At 63.2% G+C, this 25,553-nt stretch carries 24 protein-coding genes and 1 pseudogene; 8 read left to right on the forward strand and 17 right to left on the reverse strand.

The window, feature by feature from the left end:
• Nucleotides 1–109: 109 nt before the first annotated feature.
• The 4 genes and pseudogenes from ACX3P0_RS19500 to gshB all read right to left on the reverse strand — a co-directional run bounded on the left by ACX3P0_RS19500 (nt 110) and on the right by gshB (nt 2,278).
• The gene (locus ACX3P0_RS19500) at nt 110–478 is read right to left on the reverse strand and encodes a Rap1a/Tai family immunity protein (RefSeq protein ID WP_459091081.1); all 369 of its coding nucleotides are present in this window, start codon (nt 476–478) and stop codon (nt 110–112) included.
• 87 nt (nt 479–565) lie between these two features.
• Entirely contained in the window at nt 566–766 is a 201-nt protein-coding gene (locus ACX3P0_RS19505; protein WP_459091083.1) for a hypothetical protein, read from the reverse strand.
• A 144-nt stretch (nt 767–910) separates the two neighbouring features.
• Nucleotides 911–1,147, reverse strand: a pseudogene (locus ACX3P0_RS19510) (magnesium chelatase domain-containing protein); the annotation flags it as partial.
• 186 nt (nt 1,148–1,333) lie between these two features.
• Nucleotides 1,334–2,278 carry a glutathione synthase gene (gene gshB, locus ACX3P0_RS19515; RefSeq protein ID WP_459091085.1) on the reverse strand — a complete coding sequence of 315 codons (945 nt, stop codon included), beginning with the start codon at nt 2,276–2,278 and terminating at the stop codon, nt 1,334–1,336.
• A gap of 202 nt (nt 2,279–2,480) precedes the next feature.
• On the opposite strand from gshB, the gene ACX3P0_RS19520 reads away from it, so the two are divergent.
• On the forward strand, nt 2,481–3,707 hold the full coding sequence (locus ACX3P0_RS19520) for a glycosyltransferase family 2 protein (RefSeq protein WP_459091087.1): 1,227 nt from the start codon (nt 2,481–2,483) through the stop codon (nt 3,705–3,707).
• A gap of 5 nt (nt 3,708–3,712) precedes the next feature.
• A complete protein-coding gene (locus ACX3P0_RS19525; protein WP_459091187.1) occupies nt 3,713–4,111 on the forward strand; it encodes a GtrA family protein in 399 nt (132 codons plus the stop codon).
• A gap of 36 nt (nt 4,112–4,147) precedes the next feature.
• On the opposite strand, the gene ACX3P0_RS19530 is transcribed toward ACX3P0_RS19525, so the two are convergent.
• The 3 genes from ACX3P0_RS19530 to ACX3P0_RS19540 all read right to left on the reverse strand — a co-directional run bounded on the left by ACX3P0_RS19530 (nt 4,148) and on the right by ACX3P0_RS19540 (nt 8,081).
• Nucleotides 4,148–5,026: a DUF937 domain-containing protein gene (locus ACX3P0_RS19530; protein WP_459091089.1), complete on the reverse strand. Its 879-nt coding sequence runs from the start codon at nt 5,024–5,026 to the stop codon at nt 4,148–4,150.
• A gap of 86 nt (nt 5,027–5,112) precedes the next feature.
• Nucleotides 5,113–6,486 carry a glutamate--cysteine ligase gene (locus tag ACX3P0_RS19535; RefSeq protein ID WP_459091091.1) on the reverse strand — a complete coding sequence of 458 codons (1,374 nt, stop codon included), beginning with the start codon at nt 6,484–6,486 and terminating at the stop codon, nt 5,113–5,115.
• 146 nt (nt 6,487–6,632) lie between these two features.
• Nucleotides 6,633–8,081: a helix-turn-helix domain-containing protein gene (locus tag ACX3P0_RS19540; protein ID WP_459080816.1), complete on the reverse strand. Its 1,449-nt coding sequence runs from the start codon at nt 8,079–8,081 to the stop codon at nt 6,633–6,635.
• Between the two features lie 247 nt (nt 8,082–8,328).
• On the opposite strand from ACX3P0_RS19540, the gene aceA reads away from it, so the two are divergent.
• The 6 genes from aceA to ACX3P0_RS19570 all read left to right on the forward strand — a co-directional run bounded on the left by aceA (nt 8,329) and on the right by ACX3P0_RS19570 (nt 14,788).
• Entirely contained in the window at nt 8,329–9,645 is a 1,317-nt protein-coding gene (aceA, locus tag ACX3P0_RS19545) for an isocitrate lyase (protein ID WP_459091093.1), read from the forward strand.
• A gap of 35 nt (nt 9,646–9,680) precedes the next feature.
• Complete coding sequence (locus tag ACX3P0_RS19550) at nt 9,681–9,920, forward strand: SMc00767 family acetate metabolism repressor (RefSeq protein WP_459091095.1); 240 nt, start codon at nt 9,681–9,683, stop codon at nt 9,918–9,920.
• A gap of 190 nt (nt 9,921–10,110) precedes the next feature.
• Nucleotides 10,111–10,587 (forward strand): response regulator, encoded by a 477-nt coding sequence (locus ACX3P0_RS19555; RefSeq protein ID WP_459091097.1) that lies wholly within the window; start codon nt 10,111–10,113, stop codon nt 10,585–10,587.
• Nucleotides 10,588–10,764: 177 nt separating this feature from the next.
• The gene (gene deoC, locus ACX3P0_RS19560) at nt 10,765–11,757 is read left to right on the forward strand and encodes a deoxyribose-phosphate aldolase (protein WP_459091099.1); all 993 of its coding nucleotides are present in this window, start codon (nt 10,765–10,767) and stop codon (nt 11,755–11,757) included.
• 7 nt (nt 11,758–11,764) lie between these two features.
• Nucleotides 11,765–14,158, forward strand: coding sequence for an aldehyde dehydrogenase family protein (locus ACX3P0_RS19565; protein WP_459091101.1), 2,394 nt, complete (start codon nt 11,765–11,767; stop codon nt 14,156–14,158).
• Nucleotides 14,159–14,251: 93 nt separating this feature from the next.
• A complete protein-coding gene (locus tag ACX3P0_RS19570; protein WP_459091103.1) occupies nt 14,252–14,788 on the forward strand; it encodes an L-2-amino-thiazoline-4-carboxylic acid hydrolase in 537 nt (178 codons plus the stop codon).
• 485 nt (nt 14,789–15,273) lie between these two features.
• Here ACX3P0_RS19570 and ACX3P0_RS19575 read toward each other — a convergent pair whose 3' ends face one another.
• The 10 genes from ACX3P0_RS19575 to ACX3P0_RS19620 all read right to left on the reverse strand — a co-directional run bounded on the left by ACX3P0_RS19575 (nt 15,274) and on the right by ACX3P0_RS19620 (nt 25,471).
• Nucleotides 15,274–16,548 (reverse strand): 4-aminobutyrate--2-oxoglutarate transaminase, encoded by a 1,275-nt coding sequence (locus ACX3P0_RS19575; RefSeq protein ID WP_459091105.1) that lies wholly within the window; start codon nt 16,546–16,548, stop codon nt 15,274–15,276.
• A gap of 128 nt (nt 16,549–16,676) precedes the next feature.
• Nucleotides 16,677–17,426 carry an ABC transporter ATP-binding protein gene (locus ACX3P0_RS19580; RefSeq protein WP_459080808.1) on the reverse strand — a complete coding sequence of 250 codons (750 nt, stop codon included), beginning with the start codon at nt 17,424–17,426 and terminating at the stop codon, nt 16,677–16,679.
• Entirely contained in the window at nt 17,423–18,259 is an 837-nt protein-coding gene (locus ACX3P0_RS19585; RefSeq protein ID WP_459091107.1) for an ABC transporter ATP-binding protein, read from the reverse strand. Before ACX3P0_RS19585 ends, ACX3P0_RS19580 begins: the two co-directional genes overlap by 4 nt.
• The gene (gene nikC / locus ACX3P0_RS19590) at nt 18,256–19,182 is read right to left on the reverse strand and encodes a nickel transporter permease (RefSeq protein WP_459091109.1); all 927 of its coding nucleotides are present in this window, start codon (nt 19,180–19,182) and stop codon (nt 18,256–18,258) included. The genes ACX3P0_RS19585 and nikC overlap by 4 nt, the downstream gene beginning before the upstream one ends.
• A gap of 61 nt (nt 19,183–19,243) precedes the next feature.
• Nucleotides 19,244–20,311: an ABC transporter permease gene (locus ACX3P0_RS19595; RefSeq protein ID WP_459091111.1), complete on the reverse strand. Its 1,068-nt coding sequence runs from the start codon at nt 20,309–20,311 to the stop codon at nt 19,244–19,246.
• Between the two features lie 18 nt (nt 20,312–20,329).
• A complete protein-coding gene (locus ACX3P0_RS19600; RefSeq protein WP_459091113.1) occupies nt 20,330–21,979 on the reverse strand; it encodes an ABC transporter substrate-binding protein in 1,650 nt (549 codons plus the stop codon).
• 78 nt (nt 21,980–22,057) lie between these two features.
• Nucleotides 22,058–23,128 (reverse strand): D-alanine--D-alanine ligase family protein, encoded by a 1,071-nt coding sequence (locus tag ACX3P0_RS19605; RefSeq protein WP_459091115.1) that lies wholly within the window; start codon nt 23,126–23,128, stop codon nt 22,058–22,060.
• Nucleotides 23,128–23,766, reverse strand: a complete 639-nt coding sequence (locus ACX3P0_RS19610) for a 2-dehydro-3-deoxy-6-phosphogalactonate aldolase (RefSeq protein WP_459091117.1) — start codon at nt 23,764–23,766, stop codon at nt 23,128–23,130. The genes ACX3P0_RS19605 and ACX3P0_RS19610 overlap by 1 nt, the downstream gene beginning before the upstream one ends.
• The gene (locus ACX3P0_RS19615; protein ID WP_459091119.1) at nt 23,763–24,707 is read right to left on the reverse strand and encodes a 2-dehydro-3-deoxygalactonokinase; all 945 of its coding nucleotides are present in this window, start codon (nt 24,705–24,707) and stop codon (nt 23,763–23,765) included. Before ACX3P0_RS19615 ends, ACX3P0_RS19610 begins: the two co-directional genes overlap by 4 nt.
• The gene (locus tag ACX3P0_RS19620) at nt 24,704–25,471 is read right to left on the reverse strand and encodes an SDR family NAD(P)-dependent oxidoreductase (RefSeq protein WP_459091121.1); all 768 of its coding nucleotides are present in this window, start codon (nt 25,469–25,471) and stop codon (nt 24,704–24,706) included. Before ACX3P0_RS19620 ends, ACX3P0_RS19615 begins: the two co-directional genes overlap by 4 nt.
• Nucleotides 25,472–25,553 lie beyond the last annotated feature (82 nt).

Below are 25,553 nucleotides of genomic sequence, written 5' to 3' on the forward strand. Positions count from 1 at the left end.
TATGCCACGTACTCCCCAAAACCCCGAGCCACCATCGCGCCAGCGAGGAGAGGCGTCAAGCTTTGCGCCCTGTCTTCGCCCGTGTTTAGAATGGTGGCTTACGGTGATTTCACGGTGGATTGGGAATTACCCCTTCAATGCAGTCGAAGGGGTTTAGCGCGAGATAGACGACTGCCGCGCCAGTCTTCGCCCGAGCGCCCGGGTGAGTTGCGATGTAATTGCATGTCATGTCGCGAATGGTTCGAGCGGTAACCCCTTCAGGAACGCATATCTCAAGCCGCCTCTTGACGTACCCATATTTTAGCACCGGAACCATTTTGTTGAACTCCTGTTCATCGACGAGAGCCAAGGCGTAACCAGTGACAAATGAGGGGTTGGTTTGGCACAATTCCTCAAGGCGCGACCCATCTAGGTAAGCGCCTGATGCGCTTGTGGGCAGCGACATCGCGATAGCGACAAATGCAACTAACGGCTTCATGTTCCCCTCCCGCTGCCGCACAATCGCGCCGGTAGGGTGAGGCGTCAATCCATGTTGCTGAGGGGCGATGTGCATAACGATGGCGCGTCAGAGCCAGCCTTTTTTGTCGCCATCGCGGTAAAGCCGCTCAGCATACTGGTCAGGGCTTATCCCGTGTTTGTTGCTTTTTCGCAGAACAATGCCGTCTCTCTCAGCTTCGGCATATAACGGGCAAACTAACTCAGGCTTGCGACCGTGCTTGGCAACAAGTTCCCGCATAAGGTCGACCTGTTTGATAGCCAGGGACATGCCCTTCCTCCCATTTCCGAGAATGATGCCGTATGGCGAGGCGACCGGCAACCATGTCGCGTTCCATGTCGCTGGTGAGCATGTGGTGAGTGACAAAACCGTTTGGCCACCAACCCCTTTGTCAGCAAGGCCTCTGGCGAATTAATGGCTGCCTTCCTTGGGCAAATCGGCAGGGGCCAGATTGATCGTGACCTTCCTTGCCGGCATCGACAGGCCGGAAGCATGGAGTGCCGCCTGCACCCGCTCTCGGCTTTCAGCCACCGCCTTGTCGGGCAGGCCGACGATCGACATGCCGACCTTGCCGGGCGCGACCATCACCTGCACGTCGACCGGAACGGCCTCGATGCCCTGGAACGCCACGGTGCGAACGCGAGAAACCATTCCTTTGCCCCAAGGACGGGCGCGTCTCTCTTGATCGACCGCCCGTCACCCTGGGGCCAGACAAGCACATCCAGGCGGTCAAATCAAGAACATTACAAGAACAATCTAGCGGCCAGGGTGCAACTGAGTTGTGCCAGGTTGCATGGCTGGAACAAACGGCAGGGCCACGCGGCCCCGCTTCGGCCGTCAGCGCTGCCGCTTGCCTTCGACCACGTCCCAGAACAGGCTGGCGATGTCGGCTCCGCCGAAGCGCTTGATCTCGCGGATGCCGGTCGGCGAGGTGACGTTGATCTCGGTCATGTAGTCGCCGATCACGTCGATGCCGACGAAGATGAAGCCGCGCTCTTTCAGCGATGGCCCGATGCGGGCGCAAATCTCGCGCTCGCGCTCCGTCAGTTCGGACTTCTCGGCGCGGCCGCCGACATGCATGTTCGAGCGCGATTCGGTTGCCGAAGGCACCCGGTTGACCGCGCCGACAGCCTCGCCGTCGATCAGGATGATGCGCTTGTCGCCCTTGCGCACATCCTTGAGATAGCGCTGCACGATGAACGGCTCGCGCGATAGCTGCGCGAACATTTCGAGCAGCGAGGTCAAATTGCGGTCCGTCTCGTTGAGATGGAAGACGCCGGCACCACCATTACCGTAAAGCGGCTTGATGATGATGTCGCCGAACTCCTTGCGGAACGCATCGACCTCGTGCACGTCCTTGGTGATCAGCGTTTCCGGCATCAAATCGGGAAATTCGGTGACGAATATCTTTTCCGGGCTGTTGCGCACCCAGGCCGGGTCGTTGACCACCAGCGTCTTCGGGTGGATGCGCTCCAGCATATGGGTGGTGGTGATGTAGTTCATGTCGAAGGGCGGGTCCTGGCGCAGCAGGATCACGTCCATCTCCGCCAGGTCGGTGCGCACCGGAGCGCCAAGCGAATAATGATTTTTCTCTTCGTCCCGCACCGTCATCTCCTCGATGCGGGCGAACACCTTGCCGTCGCGCATCGAAAGCCGGTCGGGCGTGTAGTGGAAAAGCTGGTGCCCTCGCCGTTGCGCCTCCAGCGAAAGCGCGAACGAGGTGTCGCCCGCGATCGAGACGGTGGAAATGTGGTCCATCTGGACGGCGATTTTCATGGCCATGGAAGTTCTCCGGCGAGCAGCGAATTGTTGCTTTGCCTTACAGGCTTGCTGGCTCCATGCCAATCGCGTCGGAAGGTCAGGGCGGGTTACATGGAAATCAACGGTTCATGTCATCGGTTTTTTAAGGCTTGCCGTGCAAGGGTCCCAGTAAAGGCCGCAGGCTCCCTTGGCCGCGGCGGGTGTTTTGGGCGGGGTCACAACCATGAACGCAGTCACTCCCACACGCGCCGCCGCTATCGGCCAAGTCGAATTGACGCTGCTGATGCCTTGCCTCAACGAGGCCGAAACGCTGGCCGTCTGCATCGGCAAGGCCCAAGCCTTTCTCGACGCGGCCGGCATTTCCGGCGAAATCCTGATCGCCGACAATGGCAGCACGGACGGATCGCAGGCCATCGCCACCGGCCTGGGCGCGCGCGTCGTTCCGGTTGCGCAAAAAGGCTATGGCGCAGCGCTTCTGGGCGGCATTGCGAGCGCCAGGGGCCGTTTCGTCATCATGGGCGATGCCGACGACAGCTATGATTTTTCCGCGCTCGACGCTTTCGTGGTGCGGCTGCGCGACGGCGCCGACCTCGTCATGGGCAACCGCTTCCAGGGCGGTATCGAGCCCGGCGCGATGCCACCGCTCCACCGTTATCTCGGCAATCCGGTCCTGAGCTTCATCGGCCGCCTGTTTTTCCGCATCGAGGCAGGCGATTTCCATTGCGGCCTGCGCGGCTTCAACACGGAAGCGATCCGCAAGCTCGACCTGCAAACCACGGGCATGGAATTCGCCAGCGAGATGGTGGTGCGCACCGCATTGGCCGGCCTGCGCATTGAGGAAGTGCCCACGACCCTGAAGCCGGACGGCCGCAGCCGCCCGCCGCACTTGCGAACCTGGCGCGACGGCTGGCGTCACCTGAAATTCCTGCTGGTCTACAATCCGCGCTGGCTGTTCTTCGTTCCCGGCGCGGTCTTGTGCGGCGTCGGCGCGGTGTTCGCGGCACTGCTGTTATTCGGGCCGTTGCGCGTCATCGACAATATGTCGCTCGACCTGAACACATTCACCGCGGCCTGCTTCATGATCATCTCCGGCGTGCAATTGCTGACCTTCGGCGTGATATCGCGCTGCTATGCCGAGAAAACGGGCATGCTGCCGAGCACGCGCGGGTCCAGTTGGCTGTCCACGACCATCAGCACCGACCGGCTCGCCGTCAATGCCGGCATCTGCTTTGCCGGCGGTATCCTGTTTTTCGGCTACGCCGTACTGCGATGGGCCAATCTCGGTTTCGGCCCCCTGAACGATTCGGAAATTCCGCGCATCGTCATTGTCGGGCTGACGCTGGTCGTCATCTCGCTGCAGGTCTTTTTCTCGGCCTTCCTGCTCGGCGTGCTGGAAATCCCGGTCAAGCGGATGACTGCCGGTGCAGGCCGTCCCGAGCCGCACGCTTGAGCGCCATGGGAGAAATCCTGCATGGGCTTGGCGGCCCGCGCATGGTTCGTTTCGTTATCGTGGGCGGAGGTGCTGCGGCGCTGTTTTTCGGCCTGTCCTGGCTGTTCGTCTCGCTCGGCATGGCGCCCTTCACCGGCAGCGTCGTTGCCTATGGAATAGCGTTCCTGGTCGCCTATACGGCACAGCGTTCCTGGACTTTCGAAGGCAAGCACGATCATGCCCACACACTGCCCCGCTACGTGGCGCTGCAACTCGGTTGCGCGCTGTTTTCCGGCGCACTTGCCCATATCGCGGTAACGCGCTTCGGCCTGTCGCCCCTGGCAATGTCGGCACTCACCACCATTGCGGCAAGCGCTGCCAGCTACGTCCTTTCATCCGTGTGGGTCTTCCCGGATCGCGACTAGAGCGGCGGCATCGCCCGGCAGGGTCGGGCAGGGTGCCTACCGGCGGTCCATGCCTTTGGTGAACTGGTCGAAAATCGATTCGACGCCCTTTTGGTAGTCGTCGCGCTGCTTGCTGCCTGTTTCGAACATCTTGCCGAAAATGTCGCCATAGGGGTTTTTCGGCTCCGCATCCGGATTGGATTCGGCCTGTGGCTGCGGCGCGTTCGCCGGCTGCCCGCCTCCCATCATGTCCTGCAAAATCTTGCCCCACGGATTGGCCCCGGCGGGGTTTTGCGTCTGCTGTGGCTGGCCGCCAGCGCCGCCGAACATATCCTGCAGCACCTTGCCGAACGGATTAGCGCCCGAAGGATCAAAAGGGTTGGCGGGCTGCGGCGCCTGCGGTTGCGGCGCTGGCTGGCCTCCCATCATGCCGCCAAGCCCGCCCTGCTTCATCATCTGCTCGATGATTTCGGCAAGCGGGTTGTTGCCGCCCGAACCGGCGGCTGCCTGCATCTGGTTCGTCGATTGCTTGAACAGGCCGCCCATCACCATCGAGGCGATCACCGGCAGCATCTGCTGCAGAACCTGCTGGCCGATGCCGGTGGCCTGCGCCGCCTGTGCCGCCACCGCGCGTGAAAGGTCCTTCGAGCCGAACAACTGGCCAAGAACGTCGTTGCCCTGGCTCACGCCCTGGGCCGAAAAGGCATTGCCCGCATTCTCGAAATATTTTGCGTGCTGGCCGCTCGCCATGGCGGACATGAAAGCCCCAAGCCCGTAGGGGTCGGCGGTATTGCGTTTCAACCCTTGCGAAAACGCCGGAAGCAGCGCCTCCACCGCCAGTTGCGCCTGTTGCTGCGAAAGGTTGAACTGCTTGGCCAGCAACTCCATGCCCTGGCCGTTCTGCGCCTGCGCCAGCATATCGAAAAGGGGAAGCATCGCCGTCTCCTCAAACCGTGTCTGTGGAGATTAGTGCATTTCCTGTCCCGATAGAAACCGAAATCGCTGCGCCCGCCGGCAGCGGTTCAATAAGCGTATTCCAGGAACGCCGGCTCGATCGAACCGTCCCAGCGCGTGTGATAGGCGTTGAGCATTTCCTCGGCGCTGGTCGTGCCGCGCGCGATCACTTCGTCCAGCGTGTGGAGGAAGCTGGTTTCGTCGTAGCCGTCGTGGTTCTTGCGCGCCCGGTTCTTCAACCCCATGCGCGAGATGGCGACCGTTTCGCGCGCCACGTCGCGCAGCGTCGTGTTGCGGAACGGCGTCGAAATGCCTTGCTCCGGCACGGCATCGCGCATCGCGTGTACTTCGGCATAGCTCCAGTCAGCGGTCAGCGCCTCGGCGGCGTCGAGCGCGGCCTCGTCGTAGAGCAGCCCGACCCAGAAGGCCGGCAGCGCGCAGATGCGCCGCCACGGCCCGCCATCGGCGCCCCGCATTTCCAGGAAGCGCTTCAACCGGACGTCGGGAAAAAGCGTCGACAGATGGTTCGCCCAGTCGCCGATCGTCGGCACGCCGTCTGGAAGTTCTTTGCGGGCCGCGCCCGCCATGAACTGCCGGAACGTCATATGCGTCATGTCGTGGTAGCGGCCTTCGCGGATGACGAAATACATCGGCACGTCGAGCGCCCATTCGACATAATCGGCGAAGCCGAATTCGGGCGAGAAGCAGAATTCCTTGAGGCCAGAGCGCTGGTTGTCGGTGTCGCGCCAGATGTCGCCGCGCCACGACAAAAGCCCGTTGGGCCGGCCATCGGTAAAGGGCGAATTGGCGAACAGCGCCGTCGAAAGCGGCTGCAGTTTCAGCGAAACCTGCATCTTGCGGCGCATGTCGGCCTCGCTCTCGAAGTCGAGGTTAACCTGGATGGTGCAGGTGCGGTACATCATGTCCAGGCCCTTGGTGCCGACCTTGGGCATGTAGCGGGTCATGATCTCGTAGCGCGACTTCGGCATGGTCGGCGTCTCGGCCAGCGTCCATTTGGGGCTGCCACCAAGGCCCAGAAAGCGGATGCCCAGCGGTTCGGCTATCTCGCGCACCTGCGCCAGATGCGCGTTGCCTTCGCGGCAGGTCTGGTGGATCGTTTCCACCGGCGCGCCGGAAAGCTCGAACTGCCCGCCCGGCTCTAGGCTGATGGCGCCTTGGCCGGTCGGCTCGACAAGGCCGATGATCCGGCCGGCATCCATGATCGGATCCCAGCCAAGCTTTTGCTGCATTCCTTCCAGGATGGCCCGGATTCCGATTTCGCCGCCATAGGGCACGGGTGCGTTGCCGTCGACATAGAACGGAAATTTCTCGTGCTCGGTGCCGATGCGCCACTGGTCGCGGGGCTTGTTGCCCTCGGCCAGATGCTGGACGAGTTCGTCCATGCCTTCGATGGGCCGGAAATCGGTCGTGTCGCGCGCCATGAATGTTCTCTCCAGGCGGCCGGAAAGCCGCCGGCGCTAGATGGACGAAATGTCAACGCTCGATCAAGCGAAATTTGCTGAGCATAGGTCAACAGGAATTGATCCAGGCCTTTTTCTTGTTCGGGAAAGCCGGGCGGCTGCGCCGCTCACTGAAAATCGAAGGCCGACAGGCCCGTCACCATTTCGTCGAGGCCGAGCGGGCGCGTTACCGGCGGCTCGGCGCGCGACAGGCAGCCGATGCGTTCGCACAGCCGGCACGCTGGCCCGACTTGTGTTGCCGATGGCTGGCCGGCCTTGGCGGCGGTGCCGGGCGCGACACCGGGAAGGGCCGCCCCATAGATCACCTCGTCCTTGAAGCCGATGTCGCAGCCCATCAGCAAAGCGGTGCGGCGCGGCCTTTCGTTAAAGGAACCTTGCGGGCCTTCCAGCGTGCGCGCCACACAGAGAAACTGCGCGCCGTCCGGCATTTCCACCGCCTCGACGAATATCTGGCCGGGCTGGGTGAAAGCGGCATGCACCGGCAGTTTCGGGCAGCCGCCGCCGAAGCGGCTGTGCGGAAACCCTTGCGCACCGGCCCGGCGGAAGCGATTGCCTGCATTGTCCACCTCCAGCAGGAAGAACGGCACCGCGGCATTGCCTTGTCGCTGCAGCATGGTCAGCCGGTTCGCCGCCTGCTCGAAGGAAACGCCGAAGCGCGAGCGCAACACGTCGATGTCGTAGCGGGCGCGTTGCGCCGCCGCATGAAAAGGTTGATAGGGCATCATCAGCGCGTGCGCCGCATAGCGGCATAACTCGAAGCGGGCGAGCCGGCGCGCCTCGTCGGAAGAAAGTTTTAGCGCCTCGATCTGGGCCGCGACCGCAACCGTCATGCGCATCAGGCAGGCTTCCATCGCCACTTCGCGCAATTGGTCGAAGGGCGACAGCCGCTCCGAAAGGAACAGGCGCTGCGAGTGGCGGTCGTAACGGCGGCGCCAGTTGGGCATGGTCGCGACCGGCAGCACCTTGACGATGATGCCATGCTCGCGCTTCAGCCAGTTTTTCAGTGCACCGAACAGATCGTCGCCGGGGTCGAGCACCGTGCTGAAGGCTTCCGCCTCTTCCTCCAGCGCCGCAAAGTGGTTGGGCCGGCGCTCGAAAACCTCATGCGTTTCATCGATCGGCAGCCTTGCGCCGGAAAGCGCGGTCGAGCGGCCCTCCTTCGCCAGCAAGGCATTGAGGTCGGACAGGCGCTCGGCCTGTTCGCGGTAGGCCCGGTAGAGTTTTATCACCGCCGCCGACGCATTGGGGGCGGCTTCGGCAATCTCGATCATCTCCTGGTCGCCCGGCAATTCGCCGGCCAGCAGGGGATCGGAAAACACCTCCCTCAGCGCGGCGACCGAGCCACGCGCCTCGCCCTGCAATTCCTCCGGTTCGACATGATAGACGGAGGCCAGCTTGAGGATGAGCTGCACCGTCAAGGGCCGCTGGTTGCGCTCGATGAGGTTCAGGTAGGAGGGCGAGATGCCAAGGCCCTCGGCCATCGCCGTCTGCGTCAGCTTGCGGGCCGTTCGGATGCGGCGAATGCGCGGTCCGGCGAAGATTTTCTGCTCGGCCATGAGCGATCCTTGACATCGATTTACAAACCGCCATCCACGAATGGCGGTTTTTTGCTTTTACAACCTTTACAAATTTACAAGGCAATGAAGTCAAACACAAGACAGGTTTTCTTGATTTTTCGCCCGAAAACGTGGGTTTTCCTCGCTTATCTCGCACCGCAATGTAAATACAGTCACACCCAAACGCAGCAGCGACTTGCTGGTGCGGTGCCTGAAAACCAAGCGATCAGCCTAGCAGGAGCCTTTCATGACCGATTTTTACAACCTCACTCCCTCCGCGCCGGAAGGCCGCTTCGACGGCATCGAGCGTCCCTATTCGCCGGAGGACGTGAAGCGGCTGCGCGGTTCGGTCCAGATCAGGCACACGCTGGCCGAGAACGGCGCCAACCGGCTGTGGAAGCTCATTCATGAAGAGGATTACGTCAACGCGCTCGGCGCGATGACGGGCAACCAGGCCATGCAGCAGATTCGCGCCGGGCTGAAGGCCATCTACGTTTCCGGCTGGCAGGTCGCCGCCGACGCCAATACGGCGGGCGCCATGTATCCCGACCAGTCGCTCTATCCGGCCAATGCCGCGCCGGAACACGTCAAGCGGATCAACCGCACGCTGCAGCGCGCCGACCAGATCGAGGTTTCGGAAGGCAAGGGCCTGTCGGTCGATACCTGGTTCGCGCCGATCGTCGCCGATGCGGAGGCCGGCTTCGGCGGTCCGCTCAACGCGTTCGAGATCATGAAGGCCTTCATCGAGGCGGGCGTCGCCGGCGTCCACTATGAAGACCAGCTTGCCTCGGAAAAGAAGTGCGGCCATCTCGGCGGCAAGGTGTTGATCCCGACGGCGGCGCACATCCGCAACCTGTCCGCGGCCCGGCTTGCCGCCGACGTGATGGGCACGCCGACGCTGGTGGTTGCCCGCACCGACGCGGAAGCGGCCAAACTGCTCACCTCCGACATCGACGAACGCGACCAGCCCTTCGTCGATTACGAAGCCGGCCGCACCATGGAAGGCTTCTACCAGATACGCAACGGCATCGACGCCGGCATCGCGCGCGCCGTCTCCTACGCGCCCTATTGCGACATGATCTGGATGGAAACGTCGAGGCCGAACCTCGAAGAGGCCAAGAAGTTTGCCGAAGGCGTCCGCAAGCATCATCCGGGCAAGCTTCTGGCCTATAATTGCTCGCCTTCCTTCAACTGGAGGAAGAATCTGGACGATGCCACCATTGCCAAATTCCAGCGCGAACTGGGGGCTATGGGCTACAAGTTCCAGTTCATCACGCTGGCTGGGTTCCATCAGATCAACTACGGCATGTTCGAGCTTGCCCGTGGCTACAAGGATCGCCAGATGGCTGCCTATTCGGAGTTGCAGGATGCCGAGTTCGCCGCCGAGGCAAACGGCTATACCGCGACCAAGCATCAGCGCGAGGTCGGCACCGGCTATTTCGATGCTGTCTCGATGGCCATCACCGGCGGCAAGTCGTCGACCAACGCCATGCACGGCTCCACCGAGCAGGCGCAATTCAAGTCGGCTGCCGAGCAGGCGCAGTTCCGGCCGGCCGCCGAATAGGCAGCGCGGCGCACACCAATCAAAGGAGAAGCACCATGGCCTCTATCAGCCGCGTCAAGGAAAGAACCGAAGAACAGGCTACATCGATGGGTGTCGACCAGCAGAGCGCCGTTCGCATGCTGGCCAACGATCTGCACAGGCTCAACCAGTCGGTGATGAAGGCCGTCGAGGCCGGCGTGTCGGTGGAACTGGTGCGCTCGGCGCGCCACCATGGCGGCGACGGCAACTGGGGCGACCTGTTGATCCCGGTGATCGTTACAAAAAGCACCGACTGAGCCAGTTCAGTCAAAATCGAAACTAAAGAATACCCGGGCGGTCGCTCGGGTATTCTTTATTCTAGAGCAGGCAAGATTGCCTGTTCGAACGCCCCAAAGGCGTGCTTTCCATGAGAAACCAGAATGCTGCCAGAATGCTGCTTGACAGGCGCCAGCGAACCGCGCCTTCTGTCGAAGGTACAACCTATCATTGAAAAATGCCGTGACAGGTTGCCGTTTGCAGGTCTATGCAATCACTCGGGTGGTGTGGAAAAGCATGAACCAGAACAACCTAGCCTCTGTCTTGGATTTCTCGCAAATTTTGATCGCCGCCAAATCTCCCGTCAACCGGGTGGTCCTGGCAAAGATCGCGGAGCGCGCGGGCCTCAAGCCGATGGTTGAGACACCTGACAGCGCAATCCGGGCGCTGCGATCGACCATTCCGGGCGTCGTCATTCTCGATGGGGGCGTCGACAACAAGGAGTGCGACGATCTGGTGCCGGCCATCGCCGCAGCAAGACGCAGCTTGGGAAAAGCGTTGCCGGCGGTGATCCTGCTTTCCACCCATGCCGGCATGCCGGAATGCCCAACCCTGTCGGCGATCGTCGATGCGGTGGTTGCCAAGCCGGTGACGCCGGAAAAACTTCAGCCGGTGATCGAACGGATGGCGGCGCTGGCTCGCGCATAGGCTGCTTCCGACACAAGGCCAGAGCCCTATATCGGCGGTGGCGCACAGGCGGCCGGCCATGCAGCGACTATTGCACCAGCCACCATTGCCCTTGTCATCGCGACGATCGCGCAACATAGTTGTAGCGAATGTAAAGTTTCCAACCTGCATCGCAGTCTTGGACGGAAAGGGCCGGCGATGGACATTTCTATTGCGGCCGGCAAGCCGGAAGGCCGCTTTGACCACAAGCGCAACGCCGGCACGAAACTTTTGCCGGACTGGTTCGAGGACGTCGCGGTCAACCGCTCGGCGACCGAGCGCCGCGCTACGACGCTGACCACCCGCCGCACCGTCAAGAAGAAATATCAGGCCGCGTGGCTGGTCAAAGCGATTACCTGCATCGACCTGACCACGCTGGCCGGCGACGACACGGCCGGCCGGGTGCGCCGCCTGTGCGCCAAGGCGCGCCGACCGATCCGCGAAGACATTTTGGCGGCGCTGGGCCTCGCTGACGCCAACATCACCACCGGCGCGATCTGCGTTTACCCGACCATGGTGCCGCATGCGGTGAAAGCACTTGAAGGCTCGGGTATTCCCGTCGCTTCCGTCGCCACCGGCTTCCCGACCGGCTTGACGCCGCTGCCGCAACGTCTGGCGGAAATCCGTTATGCGGTGGGCGAAGGCGCCAGCGAAATCGACATCGTCATCACCCGCGAGCATGTGCTGACGCAGAACTGGACAGCGCTTTACGACGAGATCGCCAGCATGCGCGAGGCTTGTGGCGAGGCGCACCTGAAAACCATCCTTGGAACGGGCGACCTCAACACGCTGCGCAATGTCTACCGCGCCGCCATGGTCGCCATGCAGGCGGGGGCGGATTTCATCAAGACATCGACCGGCAAGGAAGAGGTCAACGCGACGCTGCCGGTCGGCCTCGTCATGCTGCGCGCGCTGCGCGATTACGGCGAATTATCGGGCCAAACCGTCGGCTTCAAACCGGCGGGCGGCATGAAAACCGCCAAGGACGCCCTGAATTGGCTGATCCTGATGAAGGAGGAACTCGGCCTGCCCTGGCTGCAGCCAAGCCTGTTCCGGCTCGGGGCCAGTTCCATGCTGGCGGATATCGAACGCCAGCTCGAACATTACGTGACGGGGCGCTATGCGGCGTCCTCGCGCCACGCGCTTGCCTGAGGCATCGATGGGACAGATCAAGGACATTCTTCGCACCATGGACTACGGCCCCGCACCCGAGAGCAACACCGAGGTCCAGCACTGGCTGGACGCTCATGTCCAAGGCTTCGGTCATTTCATCGGCGGCAAATTCACAAGCGTCGAAGGCCGCGAAACCTTCCGCGTCATCAATCCCGCCAATGAAACCGTTTTGGGCAAGGTCGTGCAGGGCACCGCCGCCGATGTCGATGCCGCCGTCAAGGCCGCTCGGGCCGCCTTCGGCAAATGGTCGAAGCTGCCCGGCCACGAACGCGCAAAATATCTCTATGCGATTGCCCGCCATATCCAGAAGCGCGAGCGCTTTTTCGCGGTGCTGGAAACGATGGACAATGGCAAGCCGATCCGCGAAAGCCGCGACATCGATATTCCGCTGGCTGCCCGCCATTTCTACCACCATGCCGGTTGGGCCGAGATGGTGGAAACCGAATTCGAGGGGTTTTCGCCGGTCGGCGTCTGCGGGCAGGTCATTCCGTGGAATTTCCCGCTGCTCATGCTGGCCTGGAAGATCGCGCCGGCACTTGCCGCCGGCAACACGGTGGTGCTGAAGCCGGCCGAACTGACGCCGCTGACCGCCATCGCCTTTGCGGAAGTCTGCCGCGAGGTCGGCCTGCCGGCCGGCGTCGTCAACATCGTTAACGGCGACGGCGCGACGGGTTCTGCCCTTTGCGGCCATGAAGGCGTCGACAAGGTAGCCTTTACCGGCTCGACCGAGGTTGGCCGCATCATCCGCGAACAACTGGCCGGATCGGAAAAGAAACTGTCGCTGGAACTCGGCGGCAAGTCGCCCTTCCTGGTCTTCGAGGACGCCGACATCGACGGCGCGGTTGAAGGCGTCGTCGACGCCATCTGGTTCAACCAGGGCGAGGTCTGCTGTGCCGGCTCGCGCATTCTGGTGCAGGAAGGCATCGCCGAGCGGTTCTACGCAAAGCTGCGCAAGCGCATGGAAACGCTGCGCGTCGGCGATCCGCTCGACAAGTCCATGGACGTCGGCGCGCTCGTCTCGGCCGGCCAGTTGAAGCGCGTCACCGCGCTGGTGGAACAGGGCAAGGCCGAAGGCGGCACGCTATGGCAAGCCCCGGTCACGCTCCCCGCCAAGGGTAATTTCTTCGCGCCGGGCTTCTTCACCGATGTCGAGCCGGCATCGACGGTGTGCGAGGTCGAGATTTTCGGACCGGTCGCCACCGCAACCACGTTTCGCACGCCCGACGAGGCGATCCAACTCGCCAACAACACGCCCTACGGCCTCGCCGCCTCGGTCTGGTCGGAAAATATCAATCTCGCGCTCGACATGGCGGCACGGATCAAGGCCGGCGTCGTCTGGATCAACTCGACCAACCTGCTCGATGCGGGCGCCGGTTTCGGCGGCTATCGCGAAAGCGGTTTCGGGCGCGAGGGCGGCCGCGAAGGGCTCTATGAATATCTGGCGGCGGATTGGGAAAAGCGGCTTCCTAAGGCCAAGGCCGAACAGCCGTTCAAGCCATCGGCGGCCCCGGGCGGTGAAGTGGCATCCTCGGGCGCCATCGACCGCACCGCCAAGAACTATGTCGGCGGCAAACAAGCGCGGCCCGACGGCGGCACCAGCTACTCCGTCACAGGCAAGGGCGGCAAGATCATCGGGCAGGCCGGCATCGGCAGCCGCAAGGACATCCGCAACGCGGTAGAGGCAGCCGCCAAGGCCGGTTCGTGGAGCGGCGTCACCGCGCACAACCGGGCGCAGGTGCTCTATTATCTGGGCGAGAACCTGTCCGCCCGGCAGGCGGAATTCGAGGCGCTGCTGGTGGAAAGCACCGGCGTTTCGGCAAGAGCGGCCGCGCAAGAATTCGCCACGACCGTGCGCCGCATTTTCTACTACGCGGCCCAGTCCGACAAATATGACGGCGCGGTGCATTCGACCAAATCGCGCCATGTGACGCTGGCGATGAACGAGCCATGGGGGGTGATGGGCATCGTTTGCCCGGACGAACTGCCGCTTTTGTCCTTCGTCTCGCTGGTGCTACCGGCCATTTCCATGGGTAACCGCGTTGTCGCCATTCCCTCTTCACGGCATCCGCTGCTTGCCACCAATTTCTATCAGGTGCTCGACACCTCCGACGTGCCGGCGGGCGTCGTCAACATCGTCACCGGCGAGCGCGATCTGCTGGCCAGGACGCTGGCCGAGCACGACGAAGTCGCCGCGCTCTGGTATGTCGGTTCGAAGGAAGGCAGAGCCATGGTGGAGAAGGCGTCCAGCGGCAATCTCAAGGCGACATGGGTCAACCATGGTCGCCAGCGCGACTGGATGGACACGCGGCAAGGGCAGGGAAGGGACTATCTGCGCCGGGCAAATCAGGTGAAAAACATATGGGTGCCCTACGGCGAATAGGGCGTTTTACGCAACTTTGTCTGGATGACCGGCGCTCGGGGGGGCGTATGCTGCTCCGGTTGGCGGTGAACGCCGCGAAGAAAGGAATTTTCGGTGGCAGGAACATGCGACGGCGCGGAAGCGGAAACCAATGTGGCTTTTGCCGGCGAGATCGGCATTCTCGCGCGGCGCAGGATAGAAGCCGGCATCATCGCGCCGATCTACGAGGAAATGCGCGCCCGTCTCGGTGAGGAGATGGCGCAATCCATCCTGGATCAGGCTATCCGCAAGGCGGCCATAGCTGCCGGCAAAAGCTTTGCCGACAAGACGCCGGGCGGTACGAACCTGCGGACCTTTCAGGAATTGCAGGCATTGTGGACGCAGGACGACGCGCTGGTTATCGACGTCGTGAAGGCGACGGATACCGAGTTCGATTACAACGTCCTTCGCTGCCGCTATGCGGAAACCTATCGCGAAATGGGGCTGGGCCATATCGGGCATCTGTTGTCCTGCAACCGCGACGGCGTCTTCTGCGCCGGCTACAATCCGAACATCAAGCTGGAACGCACGCAAACGCTGATGGAAGGCGCCAGCCACTGCAACTTCCGCTACCGGCTCGAAAAAGAAGCGGGGCCCGAGGTGGGAAGCTGAAGGCGTTCCCTCCAACAGGGTGGCGCTACCTCGAAAAATTATATCCACACCCTTTTTCCTCCCCGCATAATCGCCGGCAGTTTCTCCCATGGGAACGCCGGTCGCGACGGTGATTGTGTGGGGAGGAACCGGCTTCCGCCTTCGCGGCTAACGTGGCTGTGAGGACGGACCTGGAAAGTTCGCATGGATGGCGGCTTCATCAAAGGTCGGCCTGCCCTTCGGGGTTGCCGGCTCAATTCAGCGTTCAGCGCTGGGCCGTCGTCCGGAAAGGCACTTTTGCCGTTCCCGGCTACGGGCGATCCCGGCGGACGATTCGGAGACAAAGCCGGACGGGCGGCCGCAAGGGCGCATATCTAACTAAAACGAGCGTCCGTGCGGCCGCCCGTTTTTCCGACCTCTTGGACAAGAGGTCTGCTCTTTGAAATGGCCAGACTGCGAATGCAGGGCGTGGCAACGAAGAAGCACGGGTCTCGGTGGCGGGGCCTTCAGGCCCGCGCTTCGCGAATCGACGCCTCCAGAATATCCAGCGCTTCGGTCATTACGCTGTCCTGGATGGTGATTGGGGCCAGGAAGCGGATGACATTGCCATAGACACCGCAGGTGAGCAGGATCAGGCCCTTTTCCAGCGCCTTCAGCCGGACCGCATTGGCGAATTCGGCCGAGGGCAATCCCTTTTTCACGTCGTTGAACTCGACCGCGTTCATGAAGCCGAGGCCGCGAATATCGACGATCTCGGGCACGTCCGCCCGCAGCGAATCCAGCCGCTGTTTCAACCGGTTGCCTAGCATGTTGGCGCGGTCGCACAGCTTTTCCTCCTCGATCACGTCGAGCACGGCATGCGCCGCCGCCACGCCCAGCGGATTGCCGGCATAGGTGCCGCCGAGGCCGCCCGGTCCCGGCGCGTCCATCAGTTCGGCGCGGCCGGTCACCGCCGAAAGCGGAAAACCGCCGGCCAGGCTCTTGGCCATGGTGGTGATGTCGGCGGCGACATCGTGGTGCTCCATGGCGAACATCTTGCCGGTGCGGGCAAAGCCGGTCTGCACCTCGTCGGCGATGAGCAGGATGCCGTGCTGGTCGCAGATTTTGCGCAGCGCCGAGGTGAACTCGCGCGGCGCTTCGTAGAAGCCGCCTTCGCCCTGTACCGGCTCGATGATGATGGCGGCGACGCGGCCCGGATCGACGTCGGCCTTGAACAGCTTGTCCAGCGCCGCCAGCGAATCGGCGACCGTCACGCCGTGCAGCGGCACCGGGAACGGCGCGTGGAACACGTCGCCCGGCATGGCGCCGAAGCCGACCTTGTAGGGCACGACCTTGCCGGTCAGCGCCATGCCCATGAAGGTGCGGCCATGGAAGCCGCCGGCAAAGGCGATGACGGCCGAACGGCCGGTGGCGGCGCGCGCGATTTTGATGGCGTTTTCCACCGCTTCCGCGCCCGTGGTGACGAAGATCGTCTTCTTCTCGAACTTGCCGGGCAACATGGCGTTCAGCCGTTCGGCCAAATGCACATAGTTTTCGTAGGGAACGACTTGGTGGCAGGTGTGGGTAAAGCGGTCGAGCTGCGCCTTGACCGCCGCGATCACCTTCGGATGGCGGTGGCCGGTATTGACGACCGCGATGCCGGAGGAAAAGTCGATGTAGCGGTTGCCTTCGACATCCCAGATTTCCGAGTTTTCGGCGCGGTCGGCGTAGATTTGCGTGGTCATGCCGACGCCGCGCGAAATCGACTGGTTCTTGCGTTCGGATATGGCGGCGTTTTTCATCTTTACCTCTTCGGGCGAAAATTGTCTGGACGGGCAGTGTGCTCATCCCCTTGTCGGCTTATTCCGGCATTTGCTCAAGCCCTCACCGCAACCGAGCGATTGGGCCTGCGCGGGGCGCTGTCGAGCAATCAGGCGTCGCGCACGAAGCCTGCGCTGGCGGTCAAAAGGTTGCGCGTGTAGGCCTTGGTCACGCGGTGCTCGGCAAGGGCTGCGGCTTCGAGATTTTCGACGCCTTCGCCGTTTTGCATCACCATCAGGCGGTCGCACATATGCGTGACGATGGCGAGGTCGTGGCTGACCATCAGGAAGGTCAGGCCGCGCGCGCGGCGCACCTCTTCGAGCAGGTTCAGCACTTCCGCCTGCACCGAGGCGTCCAGCGCCGAGGTCGGCTCGTCGAGCAGCAGGATCGACGGCTCGAGGATCAGCGCGCGGGCGATTGCCACGCGTTGGCGCTGGCCGCCGGAAAGCTGGTGCGAATAGCGGAAGCGGAAGCCGGAGCCCAAGCCGACTTCATCCAGCGCTCGGCTGATACGCTTTTCGCCGTCGGCAATGCCGTGGATGGCAAGCGGCTCCTGCAACAGCCGGTCGATGGTCTGGCGCGGATGCAGCGAGCCGTAGGGGTCCTGAAAGACCATCTGCACCTTGCGGTAAAATTCCTTGTCGCGCCGCTTGCCTAGCTTCTTGCCGTCGACGGTGATGGTGCCGGAAGCGACTGGCGCCAGCCCTGCGATAGCCCGCAGCAAGGTCGATTTGCCGGAACCGGATTCGCCGACCAGCCCGAAGGATTCGCCCGCCTTCACCTCTAGGCTCACGCCCCTGAGTGCGCGAAAGCGGTCATAGACCACTTCCAGATCGTGGACGGCGAGGGCCGGGGTCATTCCGCCCACTCCGGCTTGCGCTCCAGCACCGGCAGCGGGTGGCGGTCGTCGCCGATCTTGGGCATGCAGTTGAGCAGGCCGCGCGTATAGGGGTGCTGGGCGTTGGAGAGTTCCGAAGCTTTCAACTGCTCCACCACCTTGCCCGCATACATGACGATGACGCGGTCGCAGAAGGAGGAGACGAGCCGCAAATCGTGCGAGATGAAGATTAGCCCCATGCCGCGTTCGCTGACCAGCTTGTCGAGGATGCCGAGCACGTCGAGCTGTACGGTGACGTCGAGCGCCGAGGTCGGCTCGTCGGCAATCATCATTTCCGGTCCGGCGACCAGCATCATCGCGATCATGGCGCGCTGGCCCATGCCGCCTGAAACCTCGTGCGGATGCAGGTCGAAGACACGGCCAGGCTCGCGGATCTGCACCGCTTCCAGCATGGCCAGCGCGCGATCGCGCGCCTCGGCCTTGCCCACCTTTTCATGCGTGCGCAGCGTCTCGACGATCTGGCGGCCAATAGTCATGACCGGATCGAGCGAATATTTCGGGTCCTGCAGGATCATGGCGATGCGCTTGCCGCGCAGCGCACGGCGTTCGGCATTGGTGGCGGCAAGCAGGTCGATGCCGTCGAAGGCGAGTTTTTTGGCGCTGACGATGGCCTGCGGTGGCGTCAGTTGCATGATCGCCCGGCCGGTCTGGGATTTTCCGGAGCCGGATTCGCCGACGATGCCAAGCCGCTCGCGGCCGAGCGAGAAGGAAACGCCGCGCACCGCCTCGATGGCGCCGGTGCGCGTCGGAAAGGTGACGCGCAGATCGTCGACTTCGAGCAGCGTGTCGCTCATTGGTCACCACTCCGGGGATCGAGCGCGTCGCGCAAGCCGTCGCCGAGCAGGTTGAAGCCGAGGCTGACGATGAGGATGGCGAAGCCCGGCGCGCCGGCGACCCACCATTGGTCGAGCACGAAGCGGCGGCCCGACGCGATCATCGCGCCCCATTCCGGCAGCGGCGGCTGCGCGCCGAGGCCAAGGAAGCCGAGGCCGGCTGCGGTCAGGATGATGCCGGCCATGTCGAGCGTCACCCGCACGATCAGCGAGGAAATACACAGCGGCATGATGTGGCGCAAGACGATGCGGAAGGGCGACGCGCCCATCAATTGCACCGCCTTGATGTAGTCGGAGTTACGCACCGTCAGCGTTTCGGCGCGCGCGATGCGGGCATAGGGCGGCCATGAGGTAATGGCGATGGCTAGCACCGCGTTTTCGATGCCGGGACCGAGCGCCGCGACGAAGGCCAGCGCCAGGATCAGCTTCGGAAAGGCGAGGAAAATGTCGGTGATGCGCATCAGTATCGTGTCGAGCCAGCCGCCGGCATAGCCAGCGACCGTGCCGACCAAAAGGCCGATAGGGGCGGCGATGATGGCGACGAGCACCACGACATAAAGCGTCCAGCGCGAGCCATAGAGAATGCGCGAATAGATGTCGCGGCCGAGATCGTCGGTGCCGAACCAGTGGTCGGCGCCGGGCGGCAGCAGGCGCGCGCCGGCGAGATCGCCGATGGTGGCGGAGTAGGGCGCCAACACATCGGCCAAGGCGGCGACCAGGATCAGTGCAAGGATGATGAACAGGCCGAGCAGCGCCAGCCGGTTGGCCGAAAAGCGCAGCCATGCCACATAGGCGCGCCCGAGCCGCGCCTGCATGCGCGATGCGGGGCGTTCCGACAAGAGCCAGTCGCGGCGGGACAAAAGGGCGGTTTCGGAAGCGGTCATGCGTACGCTTCCGTTGGGTTGACGGAGAGGGGGGCTGTCCAGAGGCGATATCGGGCCATCGTCATTGCGCCTTCGTCCTTGGGTCGAGCACCTGGTAGAGCAGGTCCGAGAAAAGATTGATGGCGATGAAGACGGAACCGATGACGATCGTGCCGCCGAGCACGGCGTTCATGTCGGCATTTTGCAGCGAATTGGTGATGTAGAGGCCGATCCCCGGCCAGGAAAACACCGTCTCGGTCAGCACCGAGCCTTCCAGCAACCCCGCATAGGAAAGCGCGATGACGGTGATCAGCGGCACGGCGGCATTGCGCAGCGCATGCGCCCAGATGATGCGCGTTTCCGACAGGCCCTTGGCGCGGGCCGCGATGATATATTCCTGCGCCAACTCGTTCAGCATGAAGGACCGCGTCATGCGGCTGATATAGGCCAGGGAGAAATAGCCGAGCAGCAGCGCCGGCAAGATGATGTGGCGGAAGGCGTCGCCAAACACGTCCCACTGGCCCTGCCATGCCGCGTCCAGCAGGTAGAAACCAGTGATCGGCGTGAAGGTGTATTGGTAGACGATGTCGAGGCGGCCAGGAAAGGCCACCCATTGCAGCTTGGCGTAAAACAGCACCAGGCCCAGAAGGCCAAGCCAGAAGATCGGCACCGAATAGCCGATTAGGCCGATGACGCGCACGATCTGGTCGATGAGGCTGCCGCGCTTGACGGCGGCCAGCACACCGAGCGGAACCCCGAGCAGCGTGCCGATCAGCGTACCGACGGTCGCCAGTTCGATGGTGGCGGGAAACACCCGGCGGATGTCTTCCATGACCGGATGGGTGGTCAGGACCGAAATGCCGAAATCCCCGTTCAGGGCGCTCTTCACATAGATGTAGAATTGCTCGATCAGCGGCAGGTCGAGACCCATTTCCCGCCGCGTCCGCTCGATGACATTGGCGTTGGCGCGGTCGCCCAGCACCGCCAGCACCGGGTCGATCGGAATGATCCGCCCGATGAAGAAGGTTACCGCCAAAAGGCCGAGATAGGTCGTTACCGCAATCAGCAGGAAACGCCCGATCGCCGATGCAATCGCCAGGCTGCGGGCGGCGCCACCGGGCGCCGCCGTCTCGGAATCAACCGCGCTCACGCGCCGCTCTCCGAACAATCATTCCTTCGAGATCGGCCCGACGAAGTTGGTGTCGAAGCTCGGGCCAAGCTTGAAGCTCTTGAGATTGTTGCGAGTAGCGGCCACCTCGGTCTGCTGGTAGATGATGACGAAGGGGCTGGTGTCGAGAACCTTCTGTTGCAGGTCCTTGTACATGTCGGCGCGCTTGGCCGAGTCCTTTTCCAGCAGGGCGGCTTCGGTCTGCTTGCTCAGTTCGGGAATGTCCCAGGCATTGCGCCATGCGAGTGTCGCCACCTTGCCGGTGTCGGCATTGTCGGGATTTGAGGCGAAGGTCTGGGCGTTGGAATTCGGGTCGAAATAATCCTGCCCCCACTGGCCGATATAGATGTCGTGGTTGCGGGCGCGGTACTTGGTCAGCGTCTGCTTGCCGTCGCCGGGAATGATCTCGATCTTGATACCGGCCTGTCCGGCGGTCTGCTGGATGGATTCGGCGATACCGGTTACCGGCTGGCTGCTGCGCACGTCCATGGTGACGGAAAACCCGTCCTTGAGGCCGGCTTTTTCCAGCAGTTCCTTGGCCTTGGCGACGTCGAGCTTGAAGGGGTTCTCGTCCAGTTCGCCAAGCACGCCCTTGGGCAGGAAGGTCTGGTGGATTTCGCCGATGCCCTCGATCAGCGTCGAGCCGATGGCTTCGTAGTTGACCAGGTACTTGAAGGCCTGGCGCACTTCCGGCTTGGCCAGCGTCTCGTTCTTCTGGTTGAGGCTGATGTAATAGACCGTGCCTTTCGGCGCGCTGGTGGTGACGATGTCGCTATTCTTGGTGACCGCCTCGAGATCGTTCGGCTCGAGGTTGCGGGCGACATCGATGTCGCCGGCTTCCAGTGCCAGGCGCTGGCCGGAGCTTTCCTTCATGTGGCGATAGATGACGCGGGCCAGCTTGGCCTTTTCGCCGTAATAATTGTCGTTGCGGTCCATGACGACGGCTTCGTTGGCGCGCCATTCGCGCAGCGTGAAGACACCCGAGCCGGCAGAATGGGTTTTCAGCCATTCATTGCCGAAGTCATTGTCGTATTTGTAGTCGTCGCTCGGCGTCATCGTCTTGAGATGCTCGGACATCAGCTTCTTGTCGACCACGGAACCGACCGTCGCCGACAGGCAGTTGAGCACGAAGCTTGGCGCATAGGACTTGTCGACGGTGAAGACAAAGGTTGTGTCGTCGGTGGCCTTGGCCTTTTCCGCGACGTTGTCGGCGGTCAGCCCGAACTGAGTGAGGATGAAGGCGGGGCTCTTGTCGAGCTTGACGACGCGCTCGAACGACCAGGCCACGTCGGCGGCGGTCAAAGGGTTGCCGGAAGCGAATTTCAGGCCGGGCCGCAGCTTGAACGTGTAGGTCAGGCCGTCGTCGGAAATGCTCCAGCTTTCGGCCAGGTCGCCCTTGACCTTGGAGGTGTCGCTGAGGTCGAGGCGCACCAGGAGGTCATAGGTGTTGCCGGTCACCTCGGCCGTGGAAAGCTCGAACGCTTCCGCCGGATCCATCGAGATGATGTCGTCGATGGCAAAGCCTTCGACCAGCGTGTCGGCCGGGGTCGCGGCATAGGTGACAATCGGGACACCGGCAACCAGAAGCGCGGATAGGGCGACACCGGCGAGCCAGAAGCGCGGGCGCAAGGCGATCTTTTCCATCATCATTTCAGACGTTCCCTGTGGTTGTTGTTGTTTTTGCCGGCATCAGGACGAGCCGGATTATCCTAACCATAGCGGCAGGTTTCAGGCCCCGCAACGGGGTACGAAGCGGTTTGCGGCAGCCTCTGCCATGGCATCGGCCAGAGCCATATTCCATTGCGTCCGGCAATAAGCCCGAAAATCGAAGCAGGGCAGGCCGGGGCAGACTTCGAATTCGATCAGGTGGACGGTGTCGTCGGGCTCGACGCGGAAATCGAGGGAAAAGACGTCGCGCAGGCCAAGCGTCCGCATCAGCGTTTCGGCAATGCCGCGGATTTCGGCGTCTGCCGCCGGTTGGCTGGCTGCCACGGCCAAAAGTTCGGGTTCGGCGTATTTGCCGTCGAACTTCGCCTGTTCGCCAGTTGCGCCATAGAGGGCAAGACTGTCTTCCATGGTCTGGAAGTCGGCCCCGGAATCGACGAAGGCGACGCCCAGCGCTTCCGCGCCGGTCTGCGGCGTCAAGCCGAGAAAGCTGGCGCGCACATTGCGCCCGGCGACATAGGGTTGCACGATGGTGTCGTCGCGGTAGAGGGCAAAGATGCGACGGCTGATTTCCAGCGCGTGGGCGAGGTTTTCGCAGCGCGAATCCGGCCAGATACCGATCTTGGCGCCGAGCCGGTTCGGCTTGACGAACCAGCCATCGGGCGAGGCGGGCGGCTCCACCAGCCATTTCCCGCCACGGGCCAACCCGCCGCGCGGGACCGGCAGGCCAAGCGCGCCGAGCACAGCACCTGAGCGGAACTTGTCCTGGCACAGTGCAAACAGGGAATCGTCGCTGCCGATGGTTCGCAAGCCGTTCAGTCGCGCCAGCGCCGGGGCCGCGCCGCCACGAAAATAGGCGATGCCGTCGGTCAGCGTCCACACCAGTGTTGCTTGAGGGTCGAAGCTGGCCAGTGCCTTTGCGGCATCGTCCAGTTCAACCGGTAGGAAAGTCACTCCGCGTTCCCGGTAGGCTGCCGCCAGCACATCGAATTCGGGAAAAAAATCGCTCGACTGCGCCAGATAGGAGGAAATCTCGGCGGCACGCTCGGCTGCGTGACCATCAGTGAGCAGCCGGTCGAAACAGGCGCGTTCCGGTTCATAGACCAGCGCCAGATGCGGTTTCACGGATGCCATCAGGCGGCTTTGAACGCGTCGTCCCAGGCGCTTGCAGCAGTGCGGGCGCGGTCTGCCACCTCGTCCACGCTCATGCCCGGCTTGAACAGGCTGGAACCGAGGCCGAACACCGACACGCCGGCCGCCTTGTAGCCGGAAAAATCCTTGTCGGAAACGCCGCCGACGGCCCCGACCAGCGTGTCGGCAGGCAGCAAGGCGCGCATGGCCGCGATGCCAGACGCGCCAAGCACGCTGGCGGGAAAGAATTTCAGCGCCGACGCGCCGAGGCGGATCGCCTGAAAAGCTTCCGTGGGAGAAAAAACGCCGGGCATCGTCACCATGCCATGCGTCACGGCCCGGCACATCACGTCGGCATCGATATTGGGGCTGACCAACAGGCGGCCGCCGGCATGGTGGAGGGCGTCGACATCGGCAGCGGTCAGCACTGTACCGGCGCCGATCAGCGCCGTTTCAGGCAGCGCCTCGACGAGTTTGGCAATTGAGGAAAAAGGGTCCGGCGAATTGAGCGGCACCTCGATCGCCTCGATGCCGGCCTCGAAGATCGCCCGGCCCATGGCCACGGCTTCCTCAGGCTTCAGGCCGCGCAGGATGGCGACAAGGCCGCGCCGAAGCTTTGGAAAGGGGGCGGTCTGGGTCATGCGGTCATTTCCGTAGCTGCAATCATGCCATTGTGGCGGGCGGCAGCAAACAGGCCCACCCGTACGGCGTTTTCAGCATCGACCTGCCGGATCGCCAGTCCGGCGAGGTCGAACGCGGCGTGGTAGAGCGCGCCGAGCGCTCCCGAGGCAACCAGCGTGACCGGCCCCTGCACCGCTCCATAGCGGCGCTTGGCCGAAGCGATTTCGCCGCCGATCAAAAGGCCCGACAGACGGGCAGCCGCGTCGCCGGGCTCCAGCCCCTGCAACAGGCTGGCGGCACGGATCGCAAACAGGCTGGCCGTGACGTCGCCACCCTCGACCAGGGCCGCCGCGCAGGAACGCCGGAAGACTTCATTGGCGGGGCTGACGGGGGCCGCGCTTTCTCCGAGCGAATGGCGCAGGATCGAATGCATGGCCAGCAGCGAGAACAATTCGCCGGTCGGCCAGGTGCCGAAGCCGGCGACCGCGCCGTCCTCGACCTCGACCCATTTCGAATGGGTGCCGGGCATGCAGGCGAGATGCCGGCCCTTGGCCGGAAGGCCAGCACCGGCAAGCTGCGTCTCCTCGCCCCGCATCACGTCGGGCGCGTCGGCCAGCCGTTGGGCAAGGCCCGGCACGATACGAATGTCCCGCGTCTGGTGCGGCACGCGCACCGCACCTTTCAGGATGGCATCGATCGGCGCCGGCGTATCGACATAGGGCGCTTCGATCCAGCCCTGCCGCGAACCGGCCATGCCGCAGACGATGACCGGCAGCGTTGCCGGTGCCGCCATGGCGGTGAGATGGCCTTCGAGAACGGTGTAGAAACCGGTTGCCTTTGCCGTGATCAGCCCGTCATCGCCGCGCCGCTCGGCCAGAACGTTGCCGGAAGCATCGAGCAGCCATAGCCGCAGTCGGGTGGTGCCCCAGTCGACGGCGGCGATCGCCGGCCGGTTCGTCACAGCATGCCTCCATCGACGATAAGGGTCTGTGCCGTCAGCATGGACGAGGCGTTGGAGGCGAGGAAGAGACACGGCCCGACCATGTCTTCGGCCACCATCATCTTCGGGATCGCCTGGCGGGAAATGTGCCGGTCGAGGCTTTCTTGCGTAACCCACAGGTCGCGCTGGCGCTCGGTGACGACCCATCCCGGCGCGATGGCGTTGACCCGGATTCCATCCTTGCCGTAGCGGCCGGCAAGCCCTTTGGTCAGGCCGACAATGCCAGCTTTCGCCGTGGTGTAGGCGGGCATGTCGCCCAGATTGAGCATGTAGGAGGTCGAGGTGAAATTGATGATCGAGCCATGGCCGGCTTTCTTCATGCCGCCCACGACCGCTTGTGCGGTGAAGAAATGCGGCCGCAAATTGATCGCGTGGTTGGCGTCCCAGGCTTCCGGCGTCAGGTCTTCGGCCGCGTGGCGGTCGTCGCGCGCCGCGTTGTTGACCAGCACCGTCACCGGTCCATGCGCGGCCACTGCCTGTTGAACCGCCGCGCGCAAGGCGGCGACATCGCGCAGATCGGCCGTGATGGGCAGCGGCCGGCTGCCGGTTGCCGCGGCAATCTCGTCGCATAATGCCAGGCTCTGCTGCTCGGCAATGTCGATGAAGGCGACCTTCGCGCCCTGGCGGACAAAGCCTTCCGTCAGTTTCGCGCCGATGCCGGACCCGCCGCCTGTAATCAGCACGGAAGCGCCTTCAAGGTCGGTGAAACGTGCCGATGGCATCATGCTTGTGTCTCTCATTTCGCGCGGCGCATCCTAGCGGCGGCCATGGTGCGGGCAAGCGCGAAAACACCGATCAGGCGACTTT

It is taken from the genome of Mesorhizobium sp. A556, from assembly GCF_054489545.1.